The sequence below is a fragment of the Mesorhizobium sp. LNJC391B00 genome (assembly GCF_000502535.1).
Classification (GTDB): Bacteria; Pseudomonadota; Alphaproteobacteria; order Rhizobiales; family Rhizobiaceae; genus Mesorhizobium.
This window is the reverse complement of the sequence record NZ_AYWI01000003.1, coordinates 2501-27808: the sequence shown is the minus strand read 5'-3', so window position 1 is coordinate 27808 and position 25308 is coordinate 2501. Positions and strand designations below refer to the sequence as shown.

Genomic DNA, 25308 nt, shown 5'->3' with positions numbered 1-25308 from the left:
GATGGCGCAGAAGACGATCGCGTTTTTTCCCGAAGCGGCCTACGGCCCGGCGCTCAATTCGGTCGGCATCGCGCAAGCCGTCGAGGCGCGCGGCCATAAGGCAGTGTTCCTGTCCGACCCCGGCTTTGTCGATGTCTACAAGGGTTACGGCTTCGAAGCGCATCCGGTGAACCTGTCGGAGCCGATGCCGCCCGAGCAGATGGCGAAATTCTGGGAAGACTTCATCAACGGCCACATCCCGAACTTCCGCAAATCGCCCTACGATCAGGTCGACAATTACGTGAAGGATTGCTGGACCGCGATCGTCGACAGCGCCAAATGGGCGCAGAAGGATTTGCCGCGAGTCCTGGCCGCCATCAAGCCTGATGTCATTTGCGTCGACAATGTCATCCTGTTTCCGGCCATCAAACAGTTCGGCAAGCCTTGGGTGCGCGTCATCTCCTGCTCGGAAAACGAGATCGAGGATGAGGACATCCCGCCGCATCTCTCCGGTTGCGGCGAGAACGACCATGTGGGCCACCAGCGCTATCGCGATCATTTCAATGCGGTGATCAAGCCCATCCACGACGACTTCAACGCCTTCCTCACCGCAAACAATGAAGCGCCATACCCGGTCGGTCAGTTCTTCGAGACCTCGCCCTATCTCAATCTGCTGCTCTATCCCGAAGCGGCAAAGTTCAAACGCCGCCATCCGCTTGATACGACGAAATTCCAGTATCTCGAAGGCTGCGTGCGGCAGGAAAAGCCATACGCCGTGCCGACCTTCGCCGAGAACAATGACGGGCCGCTGCTCTATGTCTCCTTCGGCAGCCTCGGCGCCGGCGATGTCGATTTGTTGAAGCGCATAATCGCAACACTGGGCAAGACCCGTTACCGCGCGCTGGTCAATGTCGGCGGCTACAAGGACCTGTACACGGATGTGCCGGACAACGTCGTCGTCGAGAGCTGGTTTCCGCAGCCTTCAGTCATCCCGCAGGTCGATGCCGTAATCCACCATGGCGGCAACAACTCGTTCACAGAGTGCCTCTATTTCGGCAAGCCGGCCATCATCATGCCCTATGTCTGGGACGGCCACGACAACGCCACCCGCGTCCAGGAAACCGGCCACGGCTTCGGCATGCCGCGCTATGACTGGAGCGACGCCCAGCTGATCAGCAGGATCGAAGCCTGCCTGACTGACCCCAAGATGAAGATCAGGCTGGCGAAGACCTCGGCGCAGATGCAGGCCCAGAACGGGCCTGAGAAGGCAGCCGGGCTGCTGGAGGCGCTGCTGTGACCTCCTCCGCCCCGCATCTCTACCAAGCCTCCACCCGCACCGACCTCGTCGACTGGGGCGCCCAGTCCGACGCGCTGGACGGCGCGTCGCACTCGACCGGCAGGCTTGTCCACAAAGGACCCAACAACCAGCCGGAATCCGGCATCTGGGTCTGCACGCCCGGCCGCTGGCGGCTCTCGATTCCGCGCGACGAATTGTGCCATTTCGTCGCCGGCCGCGCGACGTACCGGTCGGATGCCGGGGAGGTGGTAGAAGTCGCAGCCGGGACCGTGGTCATGTTCCCTGCCGGCTGGACAGGCGAATGCACCGTGCATGAGACCATGCGCAACGTCTACATGCTGGCTTGAACAGCAACGGAGCTTCCCAATATGCCGACACCGCACTGGCCAAAGGCCTCGACCGTGAAACTGGAGGACTGGGGCGGGGGCAGCAACACGCTTGCCGGCTCGCCGCGCGCCTCGGGCAGGATCCTCTCGCAGAACCCGGACGGCTCAAGCGAATGCGGCCTGTGGTCGTGCACGCCAGGCAGCCGCAAGGTTACCTTTGCCGCCGACGAGTTCTGCCATTTCCTGTCGGGCCGCGGGACCTATGTCCGCGAGAATGGCGAAGAGATCCCGGTCGAGGCCGGCATGCTGGTGTTCTTCCCCGCCGGCTGGGCCGGCACCTCCACCATCACGCAAACACTGACCAGGGCCTTCATGTGCCGCTGAGCACTTTTTTAAAGGAAATCGCCATGACCACGCCCATCATGCAATCCCCGCTTGCCATCACCGACCTCGTCGACTGGGGCGTCATCCCGACCATGATCGAGGGCGTGTCCCACACCTCGGGCAAGCTGCTCTACAAGGGGCCGGAGGGCCGTTCGGAATGCGGCCTGTGGGTCTGCACCCCCGGCAAATGGCACTGCCATGTCACCCGCGACGAGTTCTGCCACTTCCTCGAGGGCCGCTGCACCTATGTGCACGAATCGGGCGAGGTCATCCAGATCGAGCCGGACACGGCGGCGTTCTTTCCTCAGAATTGGAAAGGCGTCTGCACCGTTCATGAGACCATCAAGAAGGTCTACATGATCCGCTGAGCGGACCTGAAAGGACGACCATGCAATTCTCCGCTGAACGGCCGGCTTTCTTCGTCAATCCGGACTACCGGCCGATGACCGGCACGGCAAAACCGGTGATCGATCCGGCGACGCTGGAGACCGTCGGCTCGATCTCCGCCGCAACGGACGGTGAGGTCGATGCGGTGCTGTGTGCCGCAACCACGGCACAAGCCGCCTGGAAGAAGCTCGATGCCAAGAGCCGGGCAAAGCATCTGCATGCGGTCGCCAACGCCATCGAGGCGGCGGACTTCACCCGCTGCGCAGAGCTGATGGTGCGCGAGATGGGCAAGCCTTATCCCGAAGCAATCGGCGAGATCGCCAATTGCGCGCCGATCTTCCGCTACTATGCCGAGATGGCGCGCGACGACGCCGGCAAGATCGCCGGTACGACGCAGGCCGGGTCGTTCCAGTATGCGCGCTACGAGCCGTATGGCGTCTCCGTGCACATCATGCCTTACAACTTCCCGATCCTGCTGATGTGCTGGACCGTTGCGGCCTCGCTTGCCGCCGGCAATGGCTGCGTCATCAAGCCGGCCGAAGCGACGACGCTGTCGACGCTGGACTACATGACGGTGTTCCGTTCACTGCCGGAAGGGCTGGTCGCCTGCCTGCCTGGCACGGCCGCCACCGCGCAGGCGCTGATCGCCTCCGAGCGCACCCACGCTGTCGCCTTCACCGGCTCGGTCGCCGCCGGCAAAGCCGTGGCAGTCGCCTGCGCCGAGCGCATGAAGCCTTGCGTCATCGAAGCCGGCGGCAGCGATCCGCTGATTGTCAGCGAGTACGCTCCGCTGGAGGTGGCCGCTGCCGGCAGCGTCACCGCAGCCTTCCACCTCACCGGCCAGGTGTGCACTTCGGCCGAGCGCTTCTTCGTCGTCGAATCGGTTCACGATCGCTTCGTCGAGCTGTTCGCCGAGAAGACGCGGGCGCTGCGCATCGGCAATGGCATGGACAAGACCGAGATCGGCCCGCTGGTCAGCGAGGCCGCGCGAGCGAAAGTGATGCGGCTGGTCGATGATGCCATCAGCAACGGCGCTATAGCCGTTGCCGGCGGGCGCATTCCGCCGGCGCACAACACTGGCTGGTTCTACGAGCCTACGATCCTGACCGGGGTTACACCCGATATGGCGATCGTGCGCGAAGAGTGTTTCGGGCCGGTCGCCGCCATCTGCCGCGTAAAGGACTTCGACGAAGCGATCCGGCTTGCCAATGACAGCCCGTTCGGGCTTGGCGCCTCGGTGTTCACCACCGACCTCGCCGAGGCGCATGAGGCGGCCGAGCGGCTCGAGGCCGGCATGGTCTGGGTCAACAACCCGCTGATCGACAATGACGCCCTGCCCTTCGGCGGCTGGAAGGCATCAGGCCTTGGCCGCGAGCTGGGACGCCAGGGACTCGACGCCTTCCGACGCTCCAAGATGGTCATCATCGACCACAGACCGGCGATCCAGGACTGGTGGTACCCCTACCCCGACAGCTGGTTCCGCGAGACAGGCGGCCGCAAGCACGTGTGAGCCCGGCCAGTCCACAACGTAAGCTGATGCTTACGCATCTGCCGAGATAGGCCGGCTATTTCAACGCTTGAAGCTTGTCGATCGCGGCAGTGAATCCGGCAAGCGAGACCGGAATGGTCACCGGCTTGCGCGTCACCGACTCCATGCCGATGTTCAGGTTGGTTCCCGATTTCATCGCCTTGACGAGGTCCGCCGACAAATGGGTCGCGGCATAGGCGCCGTTCTGGTCGCTGGTCTGGATGGCGATGGTCGTCTTCTGCCCCTGGTCGATCTGGTACGAGGCGCCGGAAGGCAGGAACAGCCCGTGCGGCAAGGCCAGCAGCATGGCGAGGTTGCCGTTGCCATTGTCGCGGCGAAGCGTAACGGTAAGAACGCGCTGCCCCGTCTTGGCCTCGGTAAGGTTTTGGGAGACCTGGCATTGAAGCTCGGTGCCGGCCGATCCGCTGGCGCAGTTTAGCGCCCACGGATTGCCTTCTGCAGGCTTCGTCTCGGCAGATTTGGTTGACTTCGGCTCTTCGGCAAGCACCGACCCTGCCGACACGACCAGCCATAGCGCGCCGACCCAGGCGGCCCGCCCACAAACGGTTCTCAGCAATGAAGCCACCCGATCCTCGTGTCAGGGTTTCGCCGAGCGCGTTGATACAACAGCCGAGCCTGGCGGGGAAGCCAATACGGTACATGAGCGCCGGCTAAATTACTGTTGCTGGATTACCACAATAAACAACTTTGAAATCTTGTACGTGTAAAGCAAACAATCGATGCTCGCTATACACTGGAATCCGGATAGTATTATCGACGGAGCGTGTACTCGTCGGGGTTCGCAAGAGATGGAGACGACCGAGAAAACTCGGCAGATCAATGACATGGCGACGCACGGAAGAAGGTTCCGGGCGAATACCAAGTATCGCCGGTCAGGTTTTTCCAGACATCTCTGGAAGACGACTGCGCTGTCCACTCTGGCACTTGCCCTTTCCGGCATAGCCGCCCATGCCGGCGACACCGGACTGTGGCAGCCGCAGGTCCGCGCCATCATCGGCGCCAACAACAATGGCGGCAACACGGCGATCGAGGGTTTCCTGCCGCTGAAGCAGAACCTCGAATCCGTTCTCTTTCTCGATGTGCGCTCGAAATACGATTTCGACGACGGTTTCGGCCAGGACGTCGGCCTCGGCGTTCGCCGCATCGTCAATCCGGACCTGATGATCGGCGGCTACGCCTATCTCAACATCCAGAATCACGACAGCCACCAGTTCGTCGCCTCGACGCTCGGCCTCGAGGCCATCACCTCAAAATACGACGCGCACGTAAACGTCTACCTGCCGATCAGCGGCGACCGCAGCACGGCCGGGCAAGAGTCGAGCCTGTCGCTGGTCGGTCATCAGCTGATCGAGCAGATATCGGCCATCGCCCACCGCGATTACGCGGCCTGGGGCATCGAGGGCGAGGTCGGCGTTCAGGTGCCGCTCAACCTGCCCGAGAACCATTCACTGCGTTTCGATGTCGGCGCCTATCATTTCGGCGATCCCGACGGCGACGACGGCAGCATCACCGGCGGCAAGGCCGGCCTGGAATATTCGATCGGCGACGTCGTCGGCAAAGGCACGTCGCTGACCTTCACCGGCGAGGTGCGCAACGACAACCGCGATGACACCCAGTTCGCCGGCAGCATCCGGCTGACGGTGCCGCTCAACGCTTTCGACAAGGGCTCGTCTTCGGCCGATGACGGCGCCGAGCCGGTCTATCCGGTCAGCCCCGGCCTGCGCAAACGCGTCAACGAGCGCGTGCGCGGCGACATCGGCGTTCGCATCGAGAGCCAGGACAAAGTCACCGGCACGTCGACGCGGGTGGCGATCAATGCCGCCACCAACACGGCACTCGGCCAGTTCTTCTTCGCCGATGGCGATAACGACGCGCTCGGCCTCGGCACGATCGGCGACCCGACCACGCTCGACAATGCAGTCGCCGGCGCCGGCGCTAACGGCGTCGTCGTCGCACTGGGCGGCAAGGGCAACATTACGACAGCCGGCGTGAAGCTCGCCAACGGACAGACCGTCATCGGCGGTGGCGGGAGCGTCCAGGCGCGGCTCGTCGACGGCAGCATCGGCACCTACAATTTCGGCGGATCCAACGGCACCCTCCAGGGCACCAACCCCGCCAACAACGTCCTGACGCTCGCCAACGGCAACACGCTGAGCGGCATCATCATCACAGGCGGCAAGGACGGCATCTTCGGCAACAACATTACCGGCGCCACGTTGACCAACGTCACCGTCACCGGCACGGCCGGCCACGGCGCCGACTTCACCGGCACCTCGACCGGCGTCAACGGCTCGAATTTCACCGCGACGGGCAACGGCCTCGACGGCCTGCACATAGAAGGCGACGGCACCTACAATTTCACCGGCACGACTCTGCTGCAGGGCAATGGCGACGACGGCCTGGATATAACCGGCCACGGCACCTACACTTTCGCCACCCTCAACGCGCTCGACAACAACGATGCCGGCATTGCCGTGAAGGGCACCGGGGTCGCCGGCTCGATCACCATCACCGGCGGCCAGGTGTCGGGCAACAAGGCGCTCGGCGACGACGGCGTCGGTGTCTTCATCGATCCGATCACCGCCCATATCGTGCTCGATTCGATCACCCAGACCGGCGGCGCATCGGGCGTCGTCCTCGATCATGTCTCGGGCAACTTCACCGTCAACGGCGCGACGACGATCTCGAACACGACCGGACCCGCCATCGCGATCACGGAATCGCCGGCGGCGATCCGTTTCGGCGACATCAACATCACCAATCCCGGCTCGGACGGCACGGTGTTTGCGGGCGCCAACACATCGATAATTGCCGGCAACATCGTCATTGCTGGCCTCGGCTCCGGCGTCGGCCTCGATTTCTCCGGCAGCCAGACCAATTTCAGGGCGCAGTCGCTCAACATCACTGGCACAGGCGCCGCCGGCTCGATCGGCATCGATCTGTCTTCGCCGAGCGCGGGCGGGGCGACGATCGTCATCACCGATGGCGGCGCGATCGCCAATGTCGATACCGGCGTGCGCTTCGGCATTTCCGGCTCGCTGGCCAATTCGGCCAATGCCCAATTCAGTTTCGGCGGCGGCTCGATTGCCGGCATCACCGCCTCGCTCGACGCGCGGGGGCTCAACCAGACGCTCGGGCTCTATGCTTTCGGCTCGACGACCTTCAGCGGCCCGCAGCTGTTCGACCAGCAGAATGTGATTTTCGTCGGCGCGACCGCGACCGGTTCGGGCACCGGATCCTCGCTGCTCGACCTGGCGACGGTCGCGACGGCCGATGCCAATACCGACGGCACCGCGATCTTCGTGCTGGTCAATCGCGGCACGGACATAGACGATGCGGACGGCTTCTCGCTGAGCGCCGGCCAGACGCTGGCTTCGTTCGGCAATGGCCGCACGTTCTCGCTCGGCGGCATCCCGATCAATGTGACGGGCGACAATGTCGTGCACAGCAGCACCGTCTCCGACGCCGGCGGCGCAGCCACGCTGACCAATAGCGGTGCCGGCGACACGGTGACGCTCGCCAACAATACCTCGCTGCTCGACTTCAACCTGTCCAATACCGGTGGCGGCAACGCGGTTCACGGCAGCGCCGTCAGCAATGTCACAATGACGGGCCTAGCCGTCAGCGGCGCCGACCTGAACGGCTTGCTGTTCGACGGCACCAATACCGTTGCCGCCACCAACCTCAGCTCGACCAACAATGGCGGCGCCGGCTTGTCGATCCAGGGCGACGGAACCTATTCGTTCAACGGCACGACGACGCTGTCGAACAACGGCACCGACGGCCTGTTGATCAACGGCAACGGTACCTACGGCTTCGAGACGCTTGACGCCAAGGTCAATGGCGGCAGTGGCGTCGACGCCACATCGACGGGCGCCGGCAAGCTGACGACCACTGGCGGAACGATCTCCGGCAATGGCGGCAACGGATTCAGCGCATCCCAGATTGGGCTCGATGTCACGCTGACCAGCCTCAACCAGATTAGTGGCGGGACCGGTGTCGGCCTCACGAACGTCACCGGCAGCTTCGATATCTCCGGCTCGACGACGATTTCGAACGTCGCAAACGGCATTGTCATCCAGAATAGCTCGGCAACGGTAGGCTTTGGCGGCAATGTCACGGTCACCGCTCCTTCTGGCTCTGGTATCATACTGGCTGCCAATTCCGGTGCCATCACTTTCGGCGATGTCGCGATCGACCAGCCGGGCCAAAACGCGATCGACATTTCCGGTACGAACGGCACGATCAGCTTCGCCAACATCGACATCACCGGCCTGCCGACCGGCAAGACCGGGCTCGACCTGTCGGGCAGCCAGTCGACCTTCACCGCCACCTCGCTCGACATCACCGGCGCCGGCACTTCGACCGGCATCGACCTTTCCGGCACCACCGGCGGCTCGGTGACGATCGGCACCGGTGTGATCTCCGCCGGCACCGGCGTCCAGATGGGCACCAACGGCGCGGCAGGCACCAGCGCAAACACGACCTTCTCGTTCGGCGCCGGTGTCGGCACCAGTTCGATCACCGGGACGACCGCCTCGCTCGACATGCGCGGCCTGCTAGCCGGCAACGGCACCTATGCCTTCAACGCCACCCATCTGGTCGGCCCGCAGCTGTTCGACACCGCCAACGTCATCTTCGTCGGCGCAGCAAACACCGGGACCGGCTCCGGCGCGAGCGTTGGCGACCTTATCAACGCCGACGCCGCCGACGGTCTGACGACCGAAGCCAACACCATCTTCGTCCTTGTCAACAACGGCGCTGGAACCATCAACACCGATGCCGACGGCTTCACGCTTGCCGACGGCCAGCAGATCGTCTCCTTCGCCAACGGCAACACCGTCGCTCTCGGCGGGCCGCCGGCCAACGTCACCGGCGCCGAGGTGGTTACTTCGGGCACCCAGGTCGATCCGTTCGGCAATGGCGCCGCCACTCTCAACAACTCGGCCGGCAGCACCATCGATCTCGCCAACGGCAACCGCGTCGCCGACCTCAGCGTCAGCAATGCGGGTTCGGGCTCGGCGATCAACGGATCGAATGTAAACGCGGCCACCATCACCGGGGTGACGATCGGCAGCGCCGTAACCGGCATCGACCTGACCGGCGCAACGGGTGCGATCAACATCACCAACACGACGATGGGCGGCGTCAGCGGCACCGGCCTGCTGGCCAGCAACTTCGGCGGCACCGGCACCTTCAACAATTTGGATATCACCGGCGCCGGTATCGGCGTCAGCGTCACGGGCGGTTCCACGGGCACGCTGACCTTCGACAATGCGAGTTCGATCGCCGGCACGACGGGCACGGCGCTCAGCATTCTTGGAGCAACGCCTAACCTCACCTACAACGGCACCATCAATCAGACGAGTGCCGCGAGCGCGGTCATGATCAGCGGCATGACCGGCGGCTCCGCCACCTTCGCCGGCCAAATCACCGCCAGCACCGGCGCGGCCAACGCCATCGACCTGACCGGCAATGCCGGCGGCACGATCAATTTCACCGGCGGGCTCGACCTCACCACCGATGGCGGCCTTGCCTTCAGCGCCATCAATGGCGGCACGCTCACCGTCACCGGCACCAACACGACCGCATCTGGGCTCGGCCCTGTCGAAAACGGCATCCATCTCGGTGGCGCCGGCGGTTTGACCATCGGCGCAGGCGGCGTCATTTTCGACAGCGTCACCGTCGACGGCTCAGGCGGCGCCGTGCAGACCGGCATCCTCATCGAAAACACCAGCGGCGGCAGCGTCACCTTCGGCGCTGTCGACATCAATCGCGTCAATGGCGACGCCATCCGCCTCACCAACGTGGCCAACGCCGTTACCTTCAATGGCACGACGACGATCGACACGGTTGTTGGCGGTGGCCCCGGCTTCGTGGTGCAAGGCAGCGCCGCGACGGTCAATGTCAACAATCTGGTGACGACGCTGGTTTCGGGCGACGACGTCAGCCTGACCAACAACACCGGCACGATCAACATCGGCGGCACCATCACCGGTTCCGGCACCGGCAACGGCGTCGTGGTTTTTGGCGGCAGCGCCGCGATCACGGTCTCGGCCAACATCTCCAGCTCGGCAACAGCACCAGGCACGGCGGTCAAGATCGACGGCACCATCGGCGGCTCGGCCCAGTTCAGCGGCAGCGTCACGTCGACCGGCACCGGAAATCTGTTCGCAATCGGCTCGACATTGCCCCCGGCAGGCGGTGCGTTCAGCTTCACCGGCCCGACCCTGTCGGCGAGCGGTGGCGGCGGCGCGGTGGTCGGTGGCCTGATCGGCACCGCAACGTTGAATGTTACCACCCCGCTATCGATCACCAATGCCTTGGGCACCGGCCTGTCCGTCTCCGGTGTCGCGAGCACCGCATCGGCAACCTTCGGGGCGGTGACCGTGACGGGCGCCGGCGGCATCGGCATCAACATTGTCGGCAATGCCGGCCCGGTGACCTTCGGCACGACCCAGGTCACGCTGGGCACCACGAGCGGCACTGCCGGCATCAACTTCGCCGGCACCAACAACGATGTCAGCTTCGGCACGACCACCATCGACGATGTCGGCGCCAACCAGACCGGCATCGACTTCAGCGGCTCCTCGACGACGGCCGATTTCGGCCTGACGACGATCACCGGCCTGGGCGACCTGACCTCGCGCGGCATCGACCTGTCGTCGACCACCGGCAACAAGGTCATCACCTTCCTGCAGGGCTCGAAGATCGACAATGTCGGCATCGGCGTCGAATTGTCGTCCGGCCAGACCACGGCGACCTCCGCCAATGCCAACTTCACCTTCGGCGACGGCGATTCGACCGACGGGCTGGAATCCTTCATCATCGCCGCCGCCGGCGGCTTCACCGTCAACGCGGTCGGTCTCGATCCGACGCTCGGCAACTACGATTTCGACGACGTGTTCTTCACCGGCAGCGCCAACCTCGCCACCGCGCCCGGTTCGATCACGCTGGTCTCGCAGTCGGGCGGCTTCATCGCCGCCGGCACGACCGGCAATCTCAGCATGGGCGTCAACACCATTTCGCTCGCCGCCGCCGATGCGCTGACCGGCACGCAGAACTTCGCCTTCGTCGGCACGATCAATCTCGGCGCCACCGCCTTCACGCTCGATTCCGGCCAGACGATCACCGGCTTCGGCAACAGCAATGTGGTTTCGACCGGCACGATCCAGCCGGCCAACGTCCAGGGCAATCTCGGCGCCACCGGCGGCAACATCACCGGCGACGAGGCCGTGGTCAGCGGGACGGCCAACCTGATGCAATTGCTCGGCGACAACGCCGTGCGCCACACCGCTTTCGACTTCAGCAGCGCGACCGGTGCCGCCTTCCTCATCGATCAGAGCGCGGTCGGCTTCAGCAATGCCAGCGGCATCACCATCGAAGGCGTGACGATCAGCAACGTCGCCGCTGGTCAGACGGCCATCCAGGTCGCCGGCCTCAACGGCAATCTGTCGATCATCAACAACAACATCAACGTTGCCGGCACGCTGCTCGACGTCAACGGCGGCACCGGCACCATTTCGGTGTCGCGCGGCATCCTGCCCAACAGCGCCACTCCGGGAACGCTGACCGGTGGCGGCATCAATATCGCCAACCGCACCGGCGGCGCGGTGACCTTCACCGACCAGGTGACGATCACCGGCGGCAACGGCGTTTCGATTTCGGGCGGCAGCGCGGCAGCTGCGGTCAACTTCAATGGCGGCCTCGACATCACGACATCGTTGGCCACCGGCCTCAGCCTTTCGGGACTGAATGGCCTCACCGTCGCCAATGCCGGTTCCACGACGATCAACGCCACGGGCCAGACCGCGCTGTCGCTGCAAGGCACACTCGGCGCCGGCGGCGTCAATTTCGACAGCATCACCTCGAGCGGCGCCACCAGCGGCATCATCCTCAACGGCGTCACCGGGGCGGTGAATGTCTCCGGCGCAACCAGCATCACCGGCACCGGCAGCTTCGGCATCGACGTCACCGGCGCCAACACCGGCACGTTCACCTTCAACACGGTGACGGTGAACAACGTCGCGACGACCGGCGGCGGCATCAACTGGGTCAGCGGCAACCTCAACATCGCCAGCCTCGCCAACATCGACACGAGCAGCGGCGTCGGCTTCTCGCAAAGCGCCGGCACGGTGAACTTCCTCAACGGCCTGACCATCGATACCACCAGCGGCACCGGCATTGTCGGGACCGGCGGCACGATGGGCATCACCGCTTCCGCTGCAGCCCAGACGGTAAATTCGACCAGCGGCCAGGCCATCAGCCTCTCCGGCGTCGCCGCCACCATCGCGCTCGACTCGACCTCGTCGGGCGGCGGCACCAACAATGTTGGCCTGGCCAATGTCACCGGAACAGTCAGCCTCGGATCCGGCGCATTGAGCGGCGCTTCGGGCGTCGCATTCCTGCTCAATGGCAGTGCTGCGACCGTCAGCTATGGCGGCACGGTCACCAAGACCACCACCGGCAAGATCGTCGACATCTCCGGCGTCACCGGCGGCACGGTCACACTGTCCGGCGCGCTCAGCGCCACCGGCGGTTTCGACAATGGTATTTATGTCCACGGCAACTCCGGCGGGACCATCACTCTCAGCGGTGGCACGAAGACGCTGACCACTGGCGCCAATACGGCGGTCGACTTGACGACCAACACCGGCGCGACGATCAACTTCGATACGGGTGGCCTGGTGATTACCACCACCTCCGGCACGGGCTTCAACGCCAGCGGCGGTGGCACGGTCAGCGTCGGCGCGCTCCTCAGCGACAACAGCATCACCACGACGGCCGGCGGCACCGCGTTGAACCTCAATGGCGTTGCGATTGGCGCTGCGGGCATGAATTTCGACAGTGTTTCGGCCACTGCCGCCGCAACCGGCATCTCGCTGACCAATATCGCCTCGTCCGGCGGCGGCGCCATCATTCTCGGCACGGTCAACCTGCAAGGCATCACCACGCGTGGTGTCGATGTTTCCGGCACGCTTGGCGCGGCGCTGTCCTTCAACGATCTCGACATCGGCCTGAACAGCACCACGGGCGTGGCCTTCGACCTCAACGGTGCCACCATCAATGCGGCGCTGACGGCCAATGACTTCGATGTCACCAATGCCGCCGCCGGCACCTCGATAGGCGTCGACCTGCGCGGCGCCATCGGCGGCCAGACGGTGCGCCTCGGCGATGCCGTGGTCGGCGGCGCCAGTTCGAGCATAGCCGGGGTCAACACCGGCGTGTTCCTCAACAGCGCCACCAACCTCGCTTTCACCTATGGCGACGGCGAATCGGCGACCGACCAGCTCTCGACCATCGGCGCCAATGTAGGCATCGACGCATCCAGTGCGCCGGTTGCCGGCACCTACAATTTCCAGGATGTGAACTTCCAGTCGGCTCCCGGCCTGGGCTTCGGAGTCGGCAAAGTCTATTTCGTCGGCGCGTCCGCGACCGGTGACGGCAGCGGTCGCGACCAGAACAATCTCGCGACGCTGGCCACCGCCGAAGCAGCAGCAGTCTCGACGGACATTCTCGTCCTCGTCAACGATGGCGGCGTCATCACCGCGGCAGGCAGCAATGGCAACGACACGCTGGCGCTCGCCATCGGCGAGCAGCTGCGCGGCTTCGGCAACGGCAACATCAACCTGGCGCTGACGGTGCCCTCCACCATCCAGCTCGCCAGCAACAACATCTCGATCATCGACCAGACGCCCAATGGCGCCGCGACGCTGACCACGAGTGCCGGCAACAATGTCATCACGCTCGGCGCCGGCGGCAACATCATCGACGGCTTCATCCTGAATGGCAGCCCGGCGGGTGCCGCGCGCGGCATCAAGGACAATGGCGCGGGCGCTGCGAATACCGTCATCAGCAACATGACTATCAGCAATTTTGCCACGCAGGGTATCGAGATCACGCCGTCAAACAGCACGACGATCAACAACGTTACCTTCTCCGGCAACGCCAGCGATGTGTGGCTGAACGCGTCCAACAGCACCATCACCAACGTCACCAGCACCGGCGCCACCGGCATTGCCTTCAGGCTCGACAACACCACCGGCACGACGACGCTGACCAACGTCAACATCACCACGGCGGCGACCGGCACCGGCATCGCCTTCGGCGGCGCGTCGGGCGCTGGCGGCACGATTGCCGGTATCAATGTCGACATATCGGGCGGCAGCGGCCTTTCGGTGACCGGCGGCAACGCGGTGATCAGCTTCGACGGCGCCAGCTCCATCATCAGCACGTCGGGCGCGGCGGCCACGATCTCGACCCGCGCTGGCGGCAGCTTCACCTTCGCCGGCTCGGTGATCGCCAACGGCGCTGCGAGCGGCATCAGCATTTCCGGCGCGACGGCGGCCAATACGGTGAGCTTCACCGGTACGGTCGATCTCGGCACCACGACGCCGATGACCGGCACCGCAGTCGCAATCAACAACGGCGCCACGGCCTCGACCGTCAGCTTCGCAAGCCTCGACATCGTCACCAACGGCACCACCGGATTCAGCGCCAGCAATGGCGGCACGGTCAATGTGACGACCGGCACGGTGAGCTCCACTTCCGCGCAGGCGGTCAACCTCAACGGCATCGCCACCACCACCGGCATCAATTTCACCTCGACCAATTCGACCGGCGGCACCAACAACGTGTCGCTGACCAATGTCACCGGCGCCGGCACTGTCAGCCTGGGCTCCGGTGCGCTCGGCGGCGCGACCGGCGCGGCCTTCCTGGTCACCGGCGGCTCGGCCAATGTCAGCTATGCCGGCTCGGTCACCAAGACCACGGCCGGAAACGTCGTCAGCATCTCCACCCGCACCGCCGGCACCACGACATTGTCGGGCACTCTCAGCGCCACCGGCGGCGTGGCCAACGGCATCCTCGTCAACGCCAACACCGGCGGCACGATCAACTTCTCCGGCGCCAGCAAGATACTGACCACCGGAGCCAACAATGCCGTCGACCTGACGGCGAACACCAACACCGCGGTCAACTTCACCGGCGGCGGCCTAGCCATCACCACCACCTCCGGCACCGGCTTCAACGCCACGAGCAACGGTACTGGCACCGTGACCGTTATCGGCTCGGGCAACACGATTTCGACCGGCAGCGGCGTCGCGGTCAACCTTGACAGCGTTGCCATCGCGGCGGGCGGCGTGACCTTCGCTTCCACGAACAAAGGCGCCGGCGGCACCAGCGCCGTCATCCTCGATACCGTCACCGGTTCGGGAGCGATCGACCTCGGCACCGGCGCGCTGGTGGGCGGAACAAGCGCCGTGATCCGTATCGGCGATGGCCTAGGCACCGCCAACAGCGGCGGCACGGCGGCCTTCACCTATGCCGGCGCGATCACCAGCGGCAGCACCGGCCAGGCGGTCAACATCCAGGATCGCGCCCTGACCGCCGGCAACATCACCCTGTCGGGCAACATCACGCATAATGCGGCGGGCCAGATCGGCATCCTGCTGGACGACAATGTCGCCGGCATCATCACCTTCTCCGGCGCGTCGAAATCGATCACCTCGACCACGGCGGCTGGCGTCAGCCTGAGCGACAATGCCGGCGCGACGATCAACTTCACCAATGGCGGGCTGGTCATCGCCACGACCAGCGGCGCCGGTTTCAGCGCCACCGGCCCCGGTCCGGCAGCCACCACCGGCGGCACGATGACGGTGCAGGGCACCGGCAACACCATCGTGTCCGGCACGGGCACGGCCCTTAATGTCGCCAACACGACGATCGGCGCCGGCGACGTGACGTTCAGGAGCATTGCGTCCAATGGTGCAGCCAACGGCATCGTGCTCAACAACACCGGCACCAGCGGCAATCTGGTGGTGACCGGCACCGGCGCGACGGGGGGCAGCGGCGGCACGATCCAGAACTCGACCGGCGATGGCGTCAGCCTGACCGACACTCAGGATGTCAGCCTGAGCAACATGATTATCAGCGACAATGCGGGCAACGGCATAAAGGGCCTGCGCGTCAACGGTGTGGTGCTCAACGGTCTGACCCTGAACAGCAATGCCGATGCCAACACCGAGTCCGGAATCCTGTTCAACGAACTTACCGGCAACGCCTCGCACGTCACCACGTTCACCAACCTCACGGTCTCCAACTCATTCACCCATAACGTGCAGGTCATCAATTCCGGCGGCACGTTGGCGAACCTGGTGGTGAGCGGCGGCACGTTCTCGAACAACGGCGCCTCAAACAATGCCGGCAGCGACTTCATCTTCGAGGCGGACGGCGCCGGTGTCGCCGGCGCGCCGACGATGACGCTGACCGTCGACGGCGCAACCTTCACCGGCAACAACGCCTATCCCGGACCGGGAGTCATCCCTGGAACCGGTCTGTTCGTCATTGCCAATGACGGCACCGTCAATGCTCACATCGGCGAGACCACGGGAAATCTATTCAACAATCTGAACAACGGCATCAACCTCACCCAGAGCAGCAATTCCGGCGCCGGCACGGGCGGCAATCTGAATTTCACCGTCCGGAACAACACCGTCACCAACAGCGACTCGACGGCCATCAACCTGTTCAGCAGCGGCGACCTCGCACGGACGCTTGACGGCACAATCGCCAACAACGTCATCGGTACGCAAGGCGTAGCAACCTCGGGATCGCGAACCGGCAACGGCATCAGGGTTGGGCATGAAAGCCTCGGCGTCGCCAAGGTGCTGATCGACAACAACATTATTCAGAGCATCGGCGTCAACGGCATAGGCGGTGGCGACAGCGTCTCGATCACGCAGCTCGTGCAGCCGGGCACCGTGCACGCGACGGTCACCAACAACACCATTCGCGACAATGCCGACAGCCGCGGCATCACGGTCACCGCCACATTTGCCGGCGCTATCATCAATGCCGACGTTCATGCCAACACCATCACCAACGTCAACAACGCCAATGCCATCCGCTTCTTCGCGGACGGCCTCGGCGGCGCCGACGGCACGATCAACGTACCGCAGGCGAGCGAGGCCGGTATCGAAACCGTCAATGGCGGGGCAACGGCACTGACGGACACCCGGACGTTCTTCAACCAGCCGCTGCCACTGCTGCCTGCCGCGACACCGTAGTCAGCAACCTTGGATTTCGTCTTAGGAAATATATTTTTTGAATCTGATATCGACTTGCTGTCTTACTTAGGCATAATACAAGAATTCAGACAGTAAGCGGCCAACGGAGGGAACGGGGATGAGCGAGCCTTATTTAGGTGAAGTCAAGATCATTTCCTGGAACTATGCACCGCGCGGCTGGGCATTTTGTAACGGCCAGTTGTTGCCGCTTAACCAGAACCAGCCATTGTTCTCACTTCTAGGCACCAGGTACGGCGGCAACGGCCAGACAAATTTTGCCCTTCCGGATATGAGGGGACGTGCGGCGGTTCATACGGGCGGCCCTATCGGTGCAATTGTCGGCGGCCAGGGCGGCGAAGAGTTTCACACGCTCACGCTCGGCGAAATGCCGACACACAACCATTTCGTCAACGCATCGAACACTGCCGGCAACGTCAACAATCCATCCGGCGCGCTGTTGGGGGCGAACGCCAGCCCGATCTATCAGCCGCCTGGCAGCGCGGTGGCTATGGCGAAGGAAAACATCACTTTCGTCGGTGGCGGCCAGCCGCATGAGAACAGATCGCCCTATCTCGTCTTGAATTTCATCATTGCCCTGCAAGGCATATTCCCGTCGCGAAATTAAGAGGACGCTTCGATGAGCCAACCTTTTGTCGGCGAGATCAGGATGTTCGGTGGCAATTTCCCTCCGAATGGCTGGGCGTTCTGCCAAGGCCAGCTGATGCCGATCTCCGAGAACGAAACCTTGTTCAATCTGATCGGTACGACCTATGGCGGCGACGGGGAGGAAACATTCGCCCTGCCCAACCTCGCATCCCGCATCCCCGTCCATGCTGGCAAGGGCCCGCTGGTCAGCCAGACCTATATCATCGGAGAACTGGGCGGGGTCGAATCCGTCACTGTTTCAACCCAACAAATGCCGAACCATTCCCATACCTGGACCGGTTCGTCGAATATCGCCAAGAATCCGGGTCCGTCCGGCGGTGTCCTGGCGACATCGAGCCTGCTGACGCCCTATGTGGGTATCGCACCTGATGGCAACATGGCCGCCGGAGCCATTTCGCCGGCCGGCGGCAGCCAGCCTCACGACAATATGGTGCCGTTCCTCGCCGTCAGTTTCATCATCTCGCTATTTGGCATCTTCCCCCAGCAAAGCTAGAGACTTGCCATGACCAATCCGTTCGTCGCCGAAATTCGAATTTTTGCCGGAGATTTCGCCCCGACGGGGTGGGCGACCTGCGATGGCCAGCTCCTGCCAATCTCGCAGAATACGGCGCTGTTTTCGCTCCTGGGCACAGTTTACGGCGGCGACGGCAAGTCGACCTTCGCGTTGCCGAATATGGCTGGCTCCGCGCCCATGGGGCAAGGACAGGGCAATGGCTTGTCGGAGCGGTTTCTCGGCGAGACGGGTGGCGAAACGTCCGTCACCCTTCTGCAAACGGAAATGCCGCAACATAATCATTTTGTCGCGATATCCACCGAGAGTGGCGCCCAGGGAACTCTTACCGATGCGGTTGTTCTGGGGAAGTCGGGGGGCGGAACGCTGTATCAGAACAACACTTCGCAAAATCTGGTCCAGATGGACCCCCAGGCACTGAGCATAACGGGCAGTACGTTGCCTCACAACAACCTGCCTCCCTATCTGGCGATGACGTTCATCATTGCCATGCAAGGCGTCTATCCGGCGCGTCCGTAAGCGCCACTCCATGATCCAGCTTCCGACTGTGGACAACGGGCCTGTTATATTTTGCTGGGTGCGCGCGGCGCGGATTGATCTGACGTTCCGCCCGATGGCGGACGCCGATCTGCCGTTCCTGTCGGCGCTCTACGCCTCGACCCGCGCCGAAGAACTTGCCGTCACGCCGTGGAGCGACGCGCAGAAAACGGCGTTCCTCGACATGCAGTTTCAAGCGCAGCACGCGCATTACCAGAAATACTATCCCAACGCCGACAGGCTGGTGATCGAGCAGGCAAGGCAAGATATCGGTCGCCTGTATATCGAGCGCTCGGCGAGCGAGCATTGCATCATAGATATCGCCTTCCTGCCGGCGCATCGCGGCAAGGGGTCTGGCGGTGCGTTGCTCGCCGATCTCATCGATGAGGCCGCCGCCGCCGGCAAGTCGGTCTCGATCCATGTCGAGAAGAACAATCCAGCGCGGCGGCTCTACAAACGCCTCGGCTTCACTGTTGCCGAGGACAAAGGCGTCTACGACCTGATGATCCGTTCGCCGTAAGGGCCGTGTTGGTCGTCACGCGCCGCGATACCAGGATACGATGGTGAAACGTTCGTTGCACGTGACCGGGGTGACTTCATGCGTCGTTTCCGAACGAAAGGCGACGAGAGAGCCCGGCAATGCGGGCATGGCAACGCGCAGGTCCGGGCCGCTGTAAGGCCCATGCAGGACCAGCGAGCCGCCTGCATAGCTTTCTGGCGAAGGGTTGTCCGATTGACGGTTGAGAAAGATCACCACCGAGATCTTTCGGAACCGCGACTCGTCGTGAATGAGCGGCGTGTTGCCATCCTGATGCGGCACAAAGAAATCGCCTTCCCGATAGTGAAGGAACTGAGGTTCCTCGACCTGGCCGAGCAGCCGCCCGAAATGCCGCTCGAGAGCCGCCTTCTGCTGCGCCAACAGGGCACTCACTCGCGCTTCAGTGGCCTGCGAAACCTCGGCGCGCGCGGTCTTGCGGATCCATGCCGTCTTCTGGTCGGCACGCCCCAGCAGGCCGGCCGGACGGCCCACGGCCGCCCGGAATTCGGCGCACAGTGCGCTACACGCCGCTCCGTCAAATACGTCCGCAATCTCGATATAGTCGATCATATGTCGAGCCGCCGCGCTGGCAATCACCCTGATGACCGGATCGTCCCCTGGCCGATCGGACCGCGAAAAATCAGTTGAATACCGCCTCGTAAAGTCGCCCCGCCGCATCGGCAGCGATCGGCACGATGAAGATCTCATGGGCGCCGCTTTTGCCGTTGAACCGATAGATAGCCTGCGGCAGCGCCGCGTCGCGCGGCCCCCTGAACAGCAGCGTGAAGCCACCGCCGTCGCGCGGGCTGTTGGCAATGGGCTGCACCGCGCTCAGTTCCAGCGTGAGCGTCTGACCGCCGGCTTCGACGGAAAAGCTCTGCCCCTGCTCGAAATCCGAAAGCGATGCCATGCGCCTGCCCTGGTTCGTCTGTCTTAAGACGTTTTGTGTTGAGAGTCTGTCCCGTCAGCCAATGTCGCTGCTTGATGGCATGCTGTCTATAGAGCTCGATCTCCAGAAGTAGAAAAGAGCACGATCGAACAACGAGGTAGATTTATCCCGCTAATGTCGGGGTAGATCAGTCGTCAGTGCGTTGCGCCCTCGCCGCCGCTGGCCTAAACCGGGAGGGCATAAGAGGAGAATGCCAGGGATGACCGATGCGAAAACGGACGGGGCGGAAAGCACGCCCGCCAATGCGCTGCCGCTGTTCTACAAAAAGCCCGAGGCGCTCAATCCGCTGCGGCACGGCTCACTCGGCCTTACGGCGCGTGCCGATTTCTCCTTTGCCCGCACCGCGCACGCCATCCCCGTCGTCGCCTCGGAAATGCCGGCGGCAATGCGCTCCTACCCGATCGTTTTCATCGGCGACGCCAAGGCGCCTGTCATCATCACCGGCCTGCGCCAGGACCAGAACCTGTTCGTCGGCGCCGACGGCAAATGGGCGGAGCCGCATTACATTCCCGCCTATGTCCGCCGGTACCCCTTCATCCTGGCCGATGAATCGAAAACGACCGGCCGCCTGACGTTGTGCATCGACCGCGCCAGCGAACGCGTCGTCGAGCAGACGCCTTCGTCCAAGGGCGGCGACGAGACCGCGCCCTTCTTCGACGGCAACGAGCCGGCCGAGGCCTCGAGGCAGGCGCTCGCCTTCTGCAGCCAGTTCCAGACCGACTTCAATGCGACTCGCGCCATGATCGACAAGATCGACGCGCACGGCCTGTTCGCGCCGCGGCAGAGCAAGGTGACGCTGGAGGGCGGCGAGACCCTCAACCTCACCGACTTTCAGGTGATCGACGAGCCGGCCTTCAACAAATTGAGCGACGAGGCGTTTCTTGATCTCAGGAAATCCGGCGCGCTTGCGCTGCTCTATTGCCACCTCGCCTCGAGCAACAGCTGGACCTCGCTGGCCTTCCAGGCGTCATTGCGGCGAGCTGGCTGACGCGGCCCGCGACGAAAAGCTTCGGCAAGGCGCGGGTTGTTTAAATCAACGGTTCGCGCCTTCGCACGACGATCTCTCCGCGGCTCGAATCATGCTGTTGTCGTGCAGATCGATTGCCATGACGGGTTGGCGAACTTCCTAATGCTCGACGTATCTCTCGCGAAATGCGCCGAGGCGGCATCAATCCCCCGGTTCGCGGACCTCTCAGCACGCCAACCTTGCTGCCCTCCTCAATCGTTGAATAGCCGGTCGTCGCCATCGATCACGGTCCGAACGCAAAAAGCCCGCGTGAAGCGGGCTGTTTTTGATGTTGGTTGCGGGGACAGGATTTGAACCTGTGACCTTCAGGTTATGAGCCTGACGAGCTACCGGGCTGCTCCACCCCGCGTCACCTCCAGGGCAAGCTCTTGCTTGCTCCGGACTCTCCAGGGCAAGCTCTTGCCTGCTCCGGATCTGAAGCAAGCGTTTGCTTGCTTATCTGGANGTAAGCCTGGGCCTATGAACAGGATGGCTTACAGATAGGTATATGGCTGACCAAATGAAAGGGCCGCTTGCGCGGCCCGTGATCCCTTGGCGGGCCTTTTCGTAGAGAGAAGATTTCAGTTTCATCCGGTTTGCGGATGAGAGTTCAACGTGCGTTTTGCAGACCTGGCAGCGACCTACTCTCCCGCGTCTTGAGACGAAGTACCATCAGCGCTGGAGCGTTTCACGGCCGAGTTCGGAATGGGATCGGGTGCAGCCGCTCCGCCATAACCACCAGGTCGGCAAAACGCACGTTATATCGAGAAGCTGTTTTTTCGTGCCAAGGCGACGTTTGTGTTTTGCTTACGGGCGTAAGCCCGCAAGCGCGACTGCGCGTCGCCGGTTTTCCGGCGCCCTCGCGGAGCATAGGCCCTGTAAGGGCCGCTCATGCGTGAGCGCTGGTCAGATCATCGTGTTTCACGATGAGCATAAGGAATGAGAACGATCAAGCCGATCGAACTATTAGTACCGGTAAGCTTCAAGCGTTGCCGCTCTTCCACACCCGGCCTATCAACGTGGTCGTCTTCCACGGTTCTCAGGGAATACTCGTTTTAAGGTGGGTTTCCCGCTTAGATGCCTTCAGCGGTTATCCCGTCCGGATATAGCTACCCTGCTATGCGGCTGGCGCCACAACAGGTCCACCAGAGATCCGTCCATCCCGGTCCTCTCGTACTAGGGACAGATCCTTTCAATATTCCTACACCCACGGCAGATAGGGACCGAACTGTCTCACGACGTTCTGAACCCAACTCACGTACCGCTTTAAATGGCGAACAGCCATACCCTTGGGACCTGCTCCAGCCCCAGGATGCGATGAGTCGACATCGAGGTGCCAAACAACCCCGTCGATATGGACTCTTGGGGGTCATCAGCCTGTTATCCCCGGCGTACCTTTTATCCGTTGAGCGATGGCCCTTCCACGCGGGACCACCGGATCACTATGACCGACTTTCGTCTCTGCTCGACTTGTCAGTCTCGCAGTCAGGCAGGCTTATGCCATTGCACTCAGCGAACGATTTCCGACCGTTCTGAGCCCACCATCGCGCGCCTCCGTTACTCTTTAGGAGGCGACCGCCCCAGTCAAACTACCCACCATACATTGTCCCGGACCCGGATAACGGGCCGCGGTTAGACATCCATAGTAATAAGGGTGGTATTTCAAGGGTGGCTCCACCTGAGCTGGCGCCCAGGTTTCAAAGCCTACCACCTATCCTACACATGCCACTACGAATGCCAATGTAAAGCTATAGTAAAGGTGCACGGGGTCTTTCCGTCTAACCGCAGGAACCCCGCATCTTCACGGGGAATTCAATTTCACTGAGTCTATGCTGGAGACAGCGGGGAAGTCGTTACGCCATTCGTGCAGGTCGGAACTTACCCGACAAGGAATTTCGCTACCTTAGGACCGTTATAGTTACGGCCGCCGTTTACTGGGGCTTCGATTCAGAGCTTGCACCCCTCCTCTTAACCTTCCAGCACCGGGCAGGCGTCAGACCCTATACGTCGTCTTGCGACTTCGCAGAGCCCTGTGTTTTTGATAAACAGTCGCTACCCCCTGGTCTGTGCCACCCTCCTCTACTTGCGTAGAAAAGGGTCACGCTTCTTCCGAAGTTACGCGTGCAATTTGCCGAGTTCCTTCAGCATAGTTCTCTCAAGCGCCTTGGTATACTCTACCTGACCACCAGTGTCGGTTTCGGGTACGGTTTATAAGGAGGAGCTATTTCCTGGAACCGCTCCGCTGCCCGTTCAATCCGATAAGATTGGACAACTTGTGCGATCCGTCACTACCTCCAAGCCCACGAATATTAACGTGGTTCCCATCGACTACGCGTTTCCGCCTCGTCTTAGGGGCCGGCTAACCCTGCTCAGATTAGCTTTAAGCAGGAACCCTTGGTCTTTCGGCGGGGGAGTCTCTCACTCCCCTTACGTTACTCATGTCAGCATTCGCACTTCTGATACCTCCACCACCCCTCACGGGTATGGCTTCGTCAGCTTACAGAACGCTCCGCTACCGCTTGGCCCTTGCGGACCAAACCCTAAGCTTCGGTGTATGGCTTTAGCCCCGTTACATTTTCGGCGCAAAGACCCTTATTTAGACCAGTGAGCTGTTACGCTTTCTTTAAATGATGGCTGCTTCTAAGCCAACATCCTGGTTGTTTTGGGATCCTCACATCCTTTCCCACTTAGCCATAACTTGGGGACCTTAGCTGTAGGTCAGGGTTGTTTCCCTTTTCACGACGGACGTTAGCACCCGCCGTGTGTCTGCCGACTAGTACTCCCAGGTATTCGGAGTTTGGTTAGGTTTGGTAATCCGGTGAGGACCCCTAGCCCATCCAGTGCTCTACCCCCTGGGGTATTCGGTCGACGCTCTACCTAAATAGATTTCGCGGAGAACCAGCTATTTCCGAGTTTGATTGGCCTTTCACCCCTAGCCACAAGTCATCCCGAACTATTGCAACAGTTATGGGTTCGGTCCTCCAGTAAGTGTTACCTTACCTTCAACCTGCTCATGGCTAGATCACTCGGTTTCGGGTCTAATGCGACGAACTGAACGCCCTGTTCAGACTCGCTTTCGCTGCGCCTACACCTAGCGGTTTAAGCTTGCTCGTCACACTAAGTCGCTGACCCATTATACAAAAGGTACGTGGTGACCCTTGCGGGCTCCCACTGTTTGTAGGCAATCGGTTTCAGGTACTCTTTCACTCCCCTTGTCGGGGTGCTTTTCACCTTTCCCTCACGGTACTAGTTCGCTATCGGTCATGCACGAGTACTTAGGCTTGGAAGGTGGTCCTCCCAATTTCAGACAGGATTTCACGTGTCCCGCCTTACTCGAGGACGATTGATTGCATTACGCGTACGGGGCTGTCACCCACTATGGCCCTACTTTCCAGAAGGTTCCGCTTGTCTCTCAATCGCCACTGGCCTGGTCCGGGTTCGCTCGCCACTACTTCCGGAGTCTCGGTTGATGTCCTTTCCTACGGGTACTTAGATGTTTCAGTTCCCCGCGTTCGCCACTTTATCCCTATGTATTCAGGATAAGTTACCTATTATCGATACTTGGAAACCACAGTAGCAGATCGCTCTGCTACTCTGATTTTCCAAGTACCTTAGGTGGGTTTCCCCATTCGGAAATCTACGGATCAAAGGGTATTCGCACCTCCCCGTAGCTTATCGCAGCGTATCACGTCCTTCATCGCCTGTGCATGCCAAGGCATCCACCAATTGCCCTTAAGACACTTGATCGTTCTCATTGCCAATGCCCATCCGCGCAATCCGAAGGATTGTCGCTTCAGCCTCTCCCTTGCGGGGTTGGCGTCCGCGCAATTCCAAAGGAATTGTCGCCTGAACCGGATCCTGTGCGGGATCCAAGTTCGATGTCATTGGCACAAAAAGACCAGCTTCTCGAGATCGGTTCGAGGGTGCGGTTAGGCAAACCCATCATTATGCGGGAGATTGAGCGTCTCCCGCGACAAATCACGAACCTTTCGGCTCATGAAGTTCGAACAAATCTTCTCTTTACGATGTCAAAACAGAACAAGCGGCAAGCCAAGAAGCTCACCACAAACCTTTATACGAATGACTTTTTCACCACCTCCTCGACACCCCTT

The 25308-nt window shown here is 62.1% G+C and carries 14 protein-coding genes, 1 tRNA gene and 2 rRNA genes; 11 read left to right on the top strand and 6 right to left on the bottom strand.

Features of this window, described 5'->3' with window-relative positions; genetic code table 11:
* Window position 1 precedes the first annotated feature (1 nt).
* Genes X750_RS156815 through X750_RS156835 form a run of 5 tightly spaced genes read left to right on the top strand, consistent with a single transcriptional unit; the run spans window position 2 to window position 3883 of the window.
* Window positions 2-1276 (top strand): glycosyltransferase, encoded by a 1275-nt coding sequence (locus X750_RS156815; RefSeq protein WP_023746991.1) that lies wholly within the window; start codon window positions 2-4, stop codon window positions 1274-1276.
* Entirely contained in the window at window positions 1273-1623 is a 351-nt protein-coding gene (locus tag X750_RS156820; RefSeq protein ID WP_023672949.1) for a cupin domain-containing protein, read from the top strand. The genes X750_RS156815 and X750_RS156820 overlap by 4 nt, the downstream gene beginning before the upstream one ends.
* A 21-nt stretch (window positions 1624-1644) precedes the next feature.
* A complete protein-coding gene (locus tag X750_RS156825) occupies window positions 1645-1986 on the top strand; it encodes a cupin domain-containing protein (protein WP_023746990.1) in 342 nt (113 codons plus the stop codon).
* 23 nt (window positions 1987-2009) lie between these two features.
* Window positions 2010-2354 (top strand): cupin domain-containing protein, encoded by a 345-nt coding sequence (locus X750_RS156830; RefSeq protein WP_023672951.1) that lies wholly within the window; start codon window positions 2010-2012, stop codon window positions 2352-2354.
* 20 nt (window positions 2355-2374) lie between these two features.
* The gene (locus X750_RS156835; protein WP_023685709.1) at window positions 2375-3883 is read left to right on the top strand and encodes an aldehyde dehydrogenase family protein; all 1509 of its coding nucleotides are present in this window, start codon (window positions 2375-2377) and stop codon (window positions 3881-3883) included.
* Between the two features lie 55 nt (window positions 3884-3938).
* On the opposite strand, the gene X750_RS156840 is transcribed toward X750_RS156835, so the two are convergent.
* On the bottom strand, window positions 3939-4478 hold the full coding sequence (locus tag X750_RS156840; RefSeq protein WP_023746989.1) for an invasion associated locus B family protein: 540 nt from the start codon (window positions 4476-4478) through the stop codon (window positions 3939-3941).
* Between the two features lie 268 nt (window positions 4479-4746).
* On the opposite strand from X750_RS156840, the gene X750_RS156845 reads away from it, so the two are divergent.
* From X750_RS156845 to X750_RS156865, 5 genes are all read left to right on the top strand, one after another.
* Complete coding sequence (locus X750_RS156845; protein WP_156932369.1) at window positions 4747-16989, top strand: hypothetical protein; 12243 nt, start codon at window positions 4747-4749, stop codon at window positions 16987-16989.
* Between the two features lie 118 nt (window positions 16990-17107).
* Complete coding sequence (locus X750_RS156850; protein WP_023704274.1) at window positions 17108-17614, top strand: tail fiber protein; 507 nt, start codon at window positions 17108-17110, stop codon at window positions 17612-17614.
* A gap of 12 nt (window positions 17615-17626) precedes the next feature.
* Window positions 17627-18148, top strand: coding sequence for a tail fiber protein (locus tag X750_RS156855; protein WP_023672956.1), 522 nt, complete (start codon window positions 17627-17629; stop codon window positions 18146-18148).
* 9 nt (window positions 18149-18157) lie between these two features.
* A complete protein-coding gene (locus X750_RS156860) occupies window positions 18158-18685 on the top strand; it encodes a tail fiber protein (protein ID WP_023686661.1) in 528 nt (175 codons plus the stop codon).
* Between the two features lie 94 nt (window positions 18686-18779).
* The gene (locus X750_RS156865; protein WP_032904447.1) at window positions 18780-19223 is read left to right on the top strand and encodes a GNAT family N-acetyltransferase; all 444 of its coding nucleotides are present in this window, start codon (window positions 18780-18782) and stop codon (window positions 19221-19223) included.
* A 15-nt stretch (window positions 19224-19238) separates the two neighbouring features.
* On the opposite strand, the gene X750_RS156870 is transcribed toward X750_RS156865, so the two are convergent.
* Both X750_RS156870 and X750_RS156875 read right to left on the bottom strand, forming a co-directional pair.
* The gene (locus X750_RS156870; protein ID WP_023707559.1) at window positions 19239-19811 is read right to left on the bottom strand and encodes a 2OG-Fe(II) oxygenase; all 573 of its coding nucleotides are present in this window, start codon (window positions 19809-19811) and stop codon (window positions 19239-19241) included.
* A gap of 70 nt (window positions 19812-19881) precedes the next feature.
* Window positions 19882-20151 carry a hypothetical protein gene (locus tag X750_RS156875; protein WP_023704276.1) on the bottom strand — a complete coding sequence of 90 codons (270 nt, stop codon included), beginning with the start codon at window positions 20149-20151 and terminating at the stop codon, window positions 19882-19884.
* Between the two features lie 238 nt (window positions 20152-20389).
* Here X750_RS156875 and X750_RS156880 point away from each other — a divergent pair, with 238 nt between their 5' ends.
* Window positions 20390-21178, top strand: coding sequence for a SapC family protein (locus X750_RS156880; RefSeq protein ID WP_023704278.1), 789 nt, complete (start codon window positions 20390-20392; stop codon window positions 21176-21178).
* A gap of 311 nt (window positions 21179-21489) precedes the next feature.
* On the opposite strand, the gene X750_RS156885 is transcribed toward X750_RS156880, so the two are convergent.
* The 3 genes from X750_RS156885 to X750_RS156895 all read right to left on the bottom strand — a co-directional run bounded on the left by X750_RS156885 (window position 21490) and on the right by X750_RS156895 (window position 24943).
* A tRNA-Met gene (locus X750_RS156885) sits at window positions 21490-21566 on the bottom strand.
* 258 nt (window positions 21567-21824) lie between these two features.
* Window positions 21825-21939 (bottom strand): 5S ribosomal RNA (rrf, locus tag X750_RS156890).
* Between the two features lie 202 nt (window positions 21940-22141).
* Window positions 22142-24943, bottom strand: a 23S ribosomal RNA gene (locus tag X750_RS156895).
* Window positions 24944-25308 lie beyond the last annotated feature (365 nt).

Excerpts from the sequence above, each read along its gene's own strand:
- X750_RS156815 (WP_023746991.1), top strand. The coding sequence starts at position 2 with ATGGCGCAGAAGACGATCGCGTTTTTTCCCGAAGCGGCCTACGGCCCG.
- X750_RS156825 (WP_023746990.1), top strand. The coding sequence starts at position 1,645 with ATGCCGACACCGCACTGGCCAAAGGCCTCGACCGTGAAACTGGAGGAC.
- X750_RS156830 (WP_023672951.1), top strand. The coding sequence starts at position 2,010 with ATGACCACGCCCATCATGCAATCCCCGCTTGCCATCACCGACCTCGTC.
- X750_RS156835 (WP_023685709.1), top strand. The coding sequence starts at position 2,375 with ATGCAATTCTCCGCTGAACGGCCGGCTTTCTTCGTCAATCCGGACTAC.
- X750_RS156845 (WP_156932369.1), top strand. The coding sequence starts at position 4,747 with ATGGCGACGCACGGAAGAAGGTTCCGGGCGAATACCAAGTATCGCCGG.
- X750_RS156850 (WP_023704274.1), top strand. The coding sequence starts at position 17,108 with ATGAGCGAGCCTTATTTAGGTGAAGTCAAGATCATTTCCTGGAACTAT.
- X750_RS156855 (WP_023672956.1), top strand. The coding sequence starts at position 17,627 with ATGAGCCAACCTTTTGTCGGCGAGATCAGGATGTTCGGTGGCAATTTC.
- X750_RS156860 (WP_023686661.1), top strand. The coding sequence starts at position 18,158 with ATGACCAATCCGTTCGTCGCCGAAATTCGAATTTTTGCCGGAGATTTC.
- X750_RS156865 (WP_032904447.1), top strand. The coding sequence starts at position 18,780 with ATGGCGGACGCCGATCTGCCGTTCCTGTCGGCGCTCTACGCCTCGACC.
- X750_RS156870 (WP_023707559.1), bottom strand. The coding sequence starts at position 19,811 with ATGATCGACTATATCGAGATTGCGGACGTATTTGACGGAGCGGCGTGT.
- X750_RS156875 (WP_023704276.1), bottom strand. The coding sequence starts at position 20,151 with ATGGCATCGCTTTCGGATTTCGAGCAGGGGCAGAGCTTTTCCGTCGAA.
- X750_RS156880 (WP_023704278.1), top strand. The coding sequence starts at position 20,390 with ATGACCGATGCGAAAACGGACGGGGCGGAAAGCACGCCCGCCAATGCG.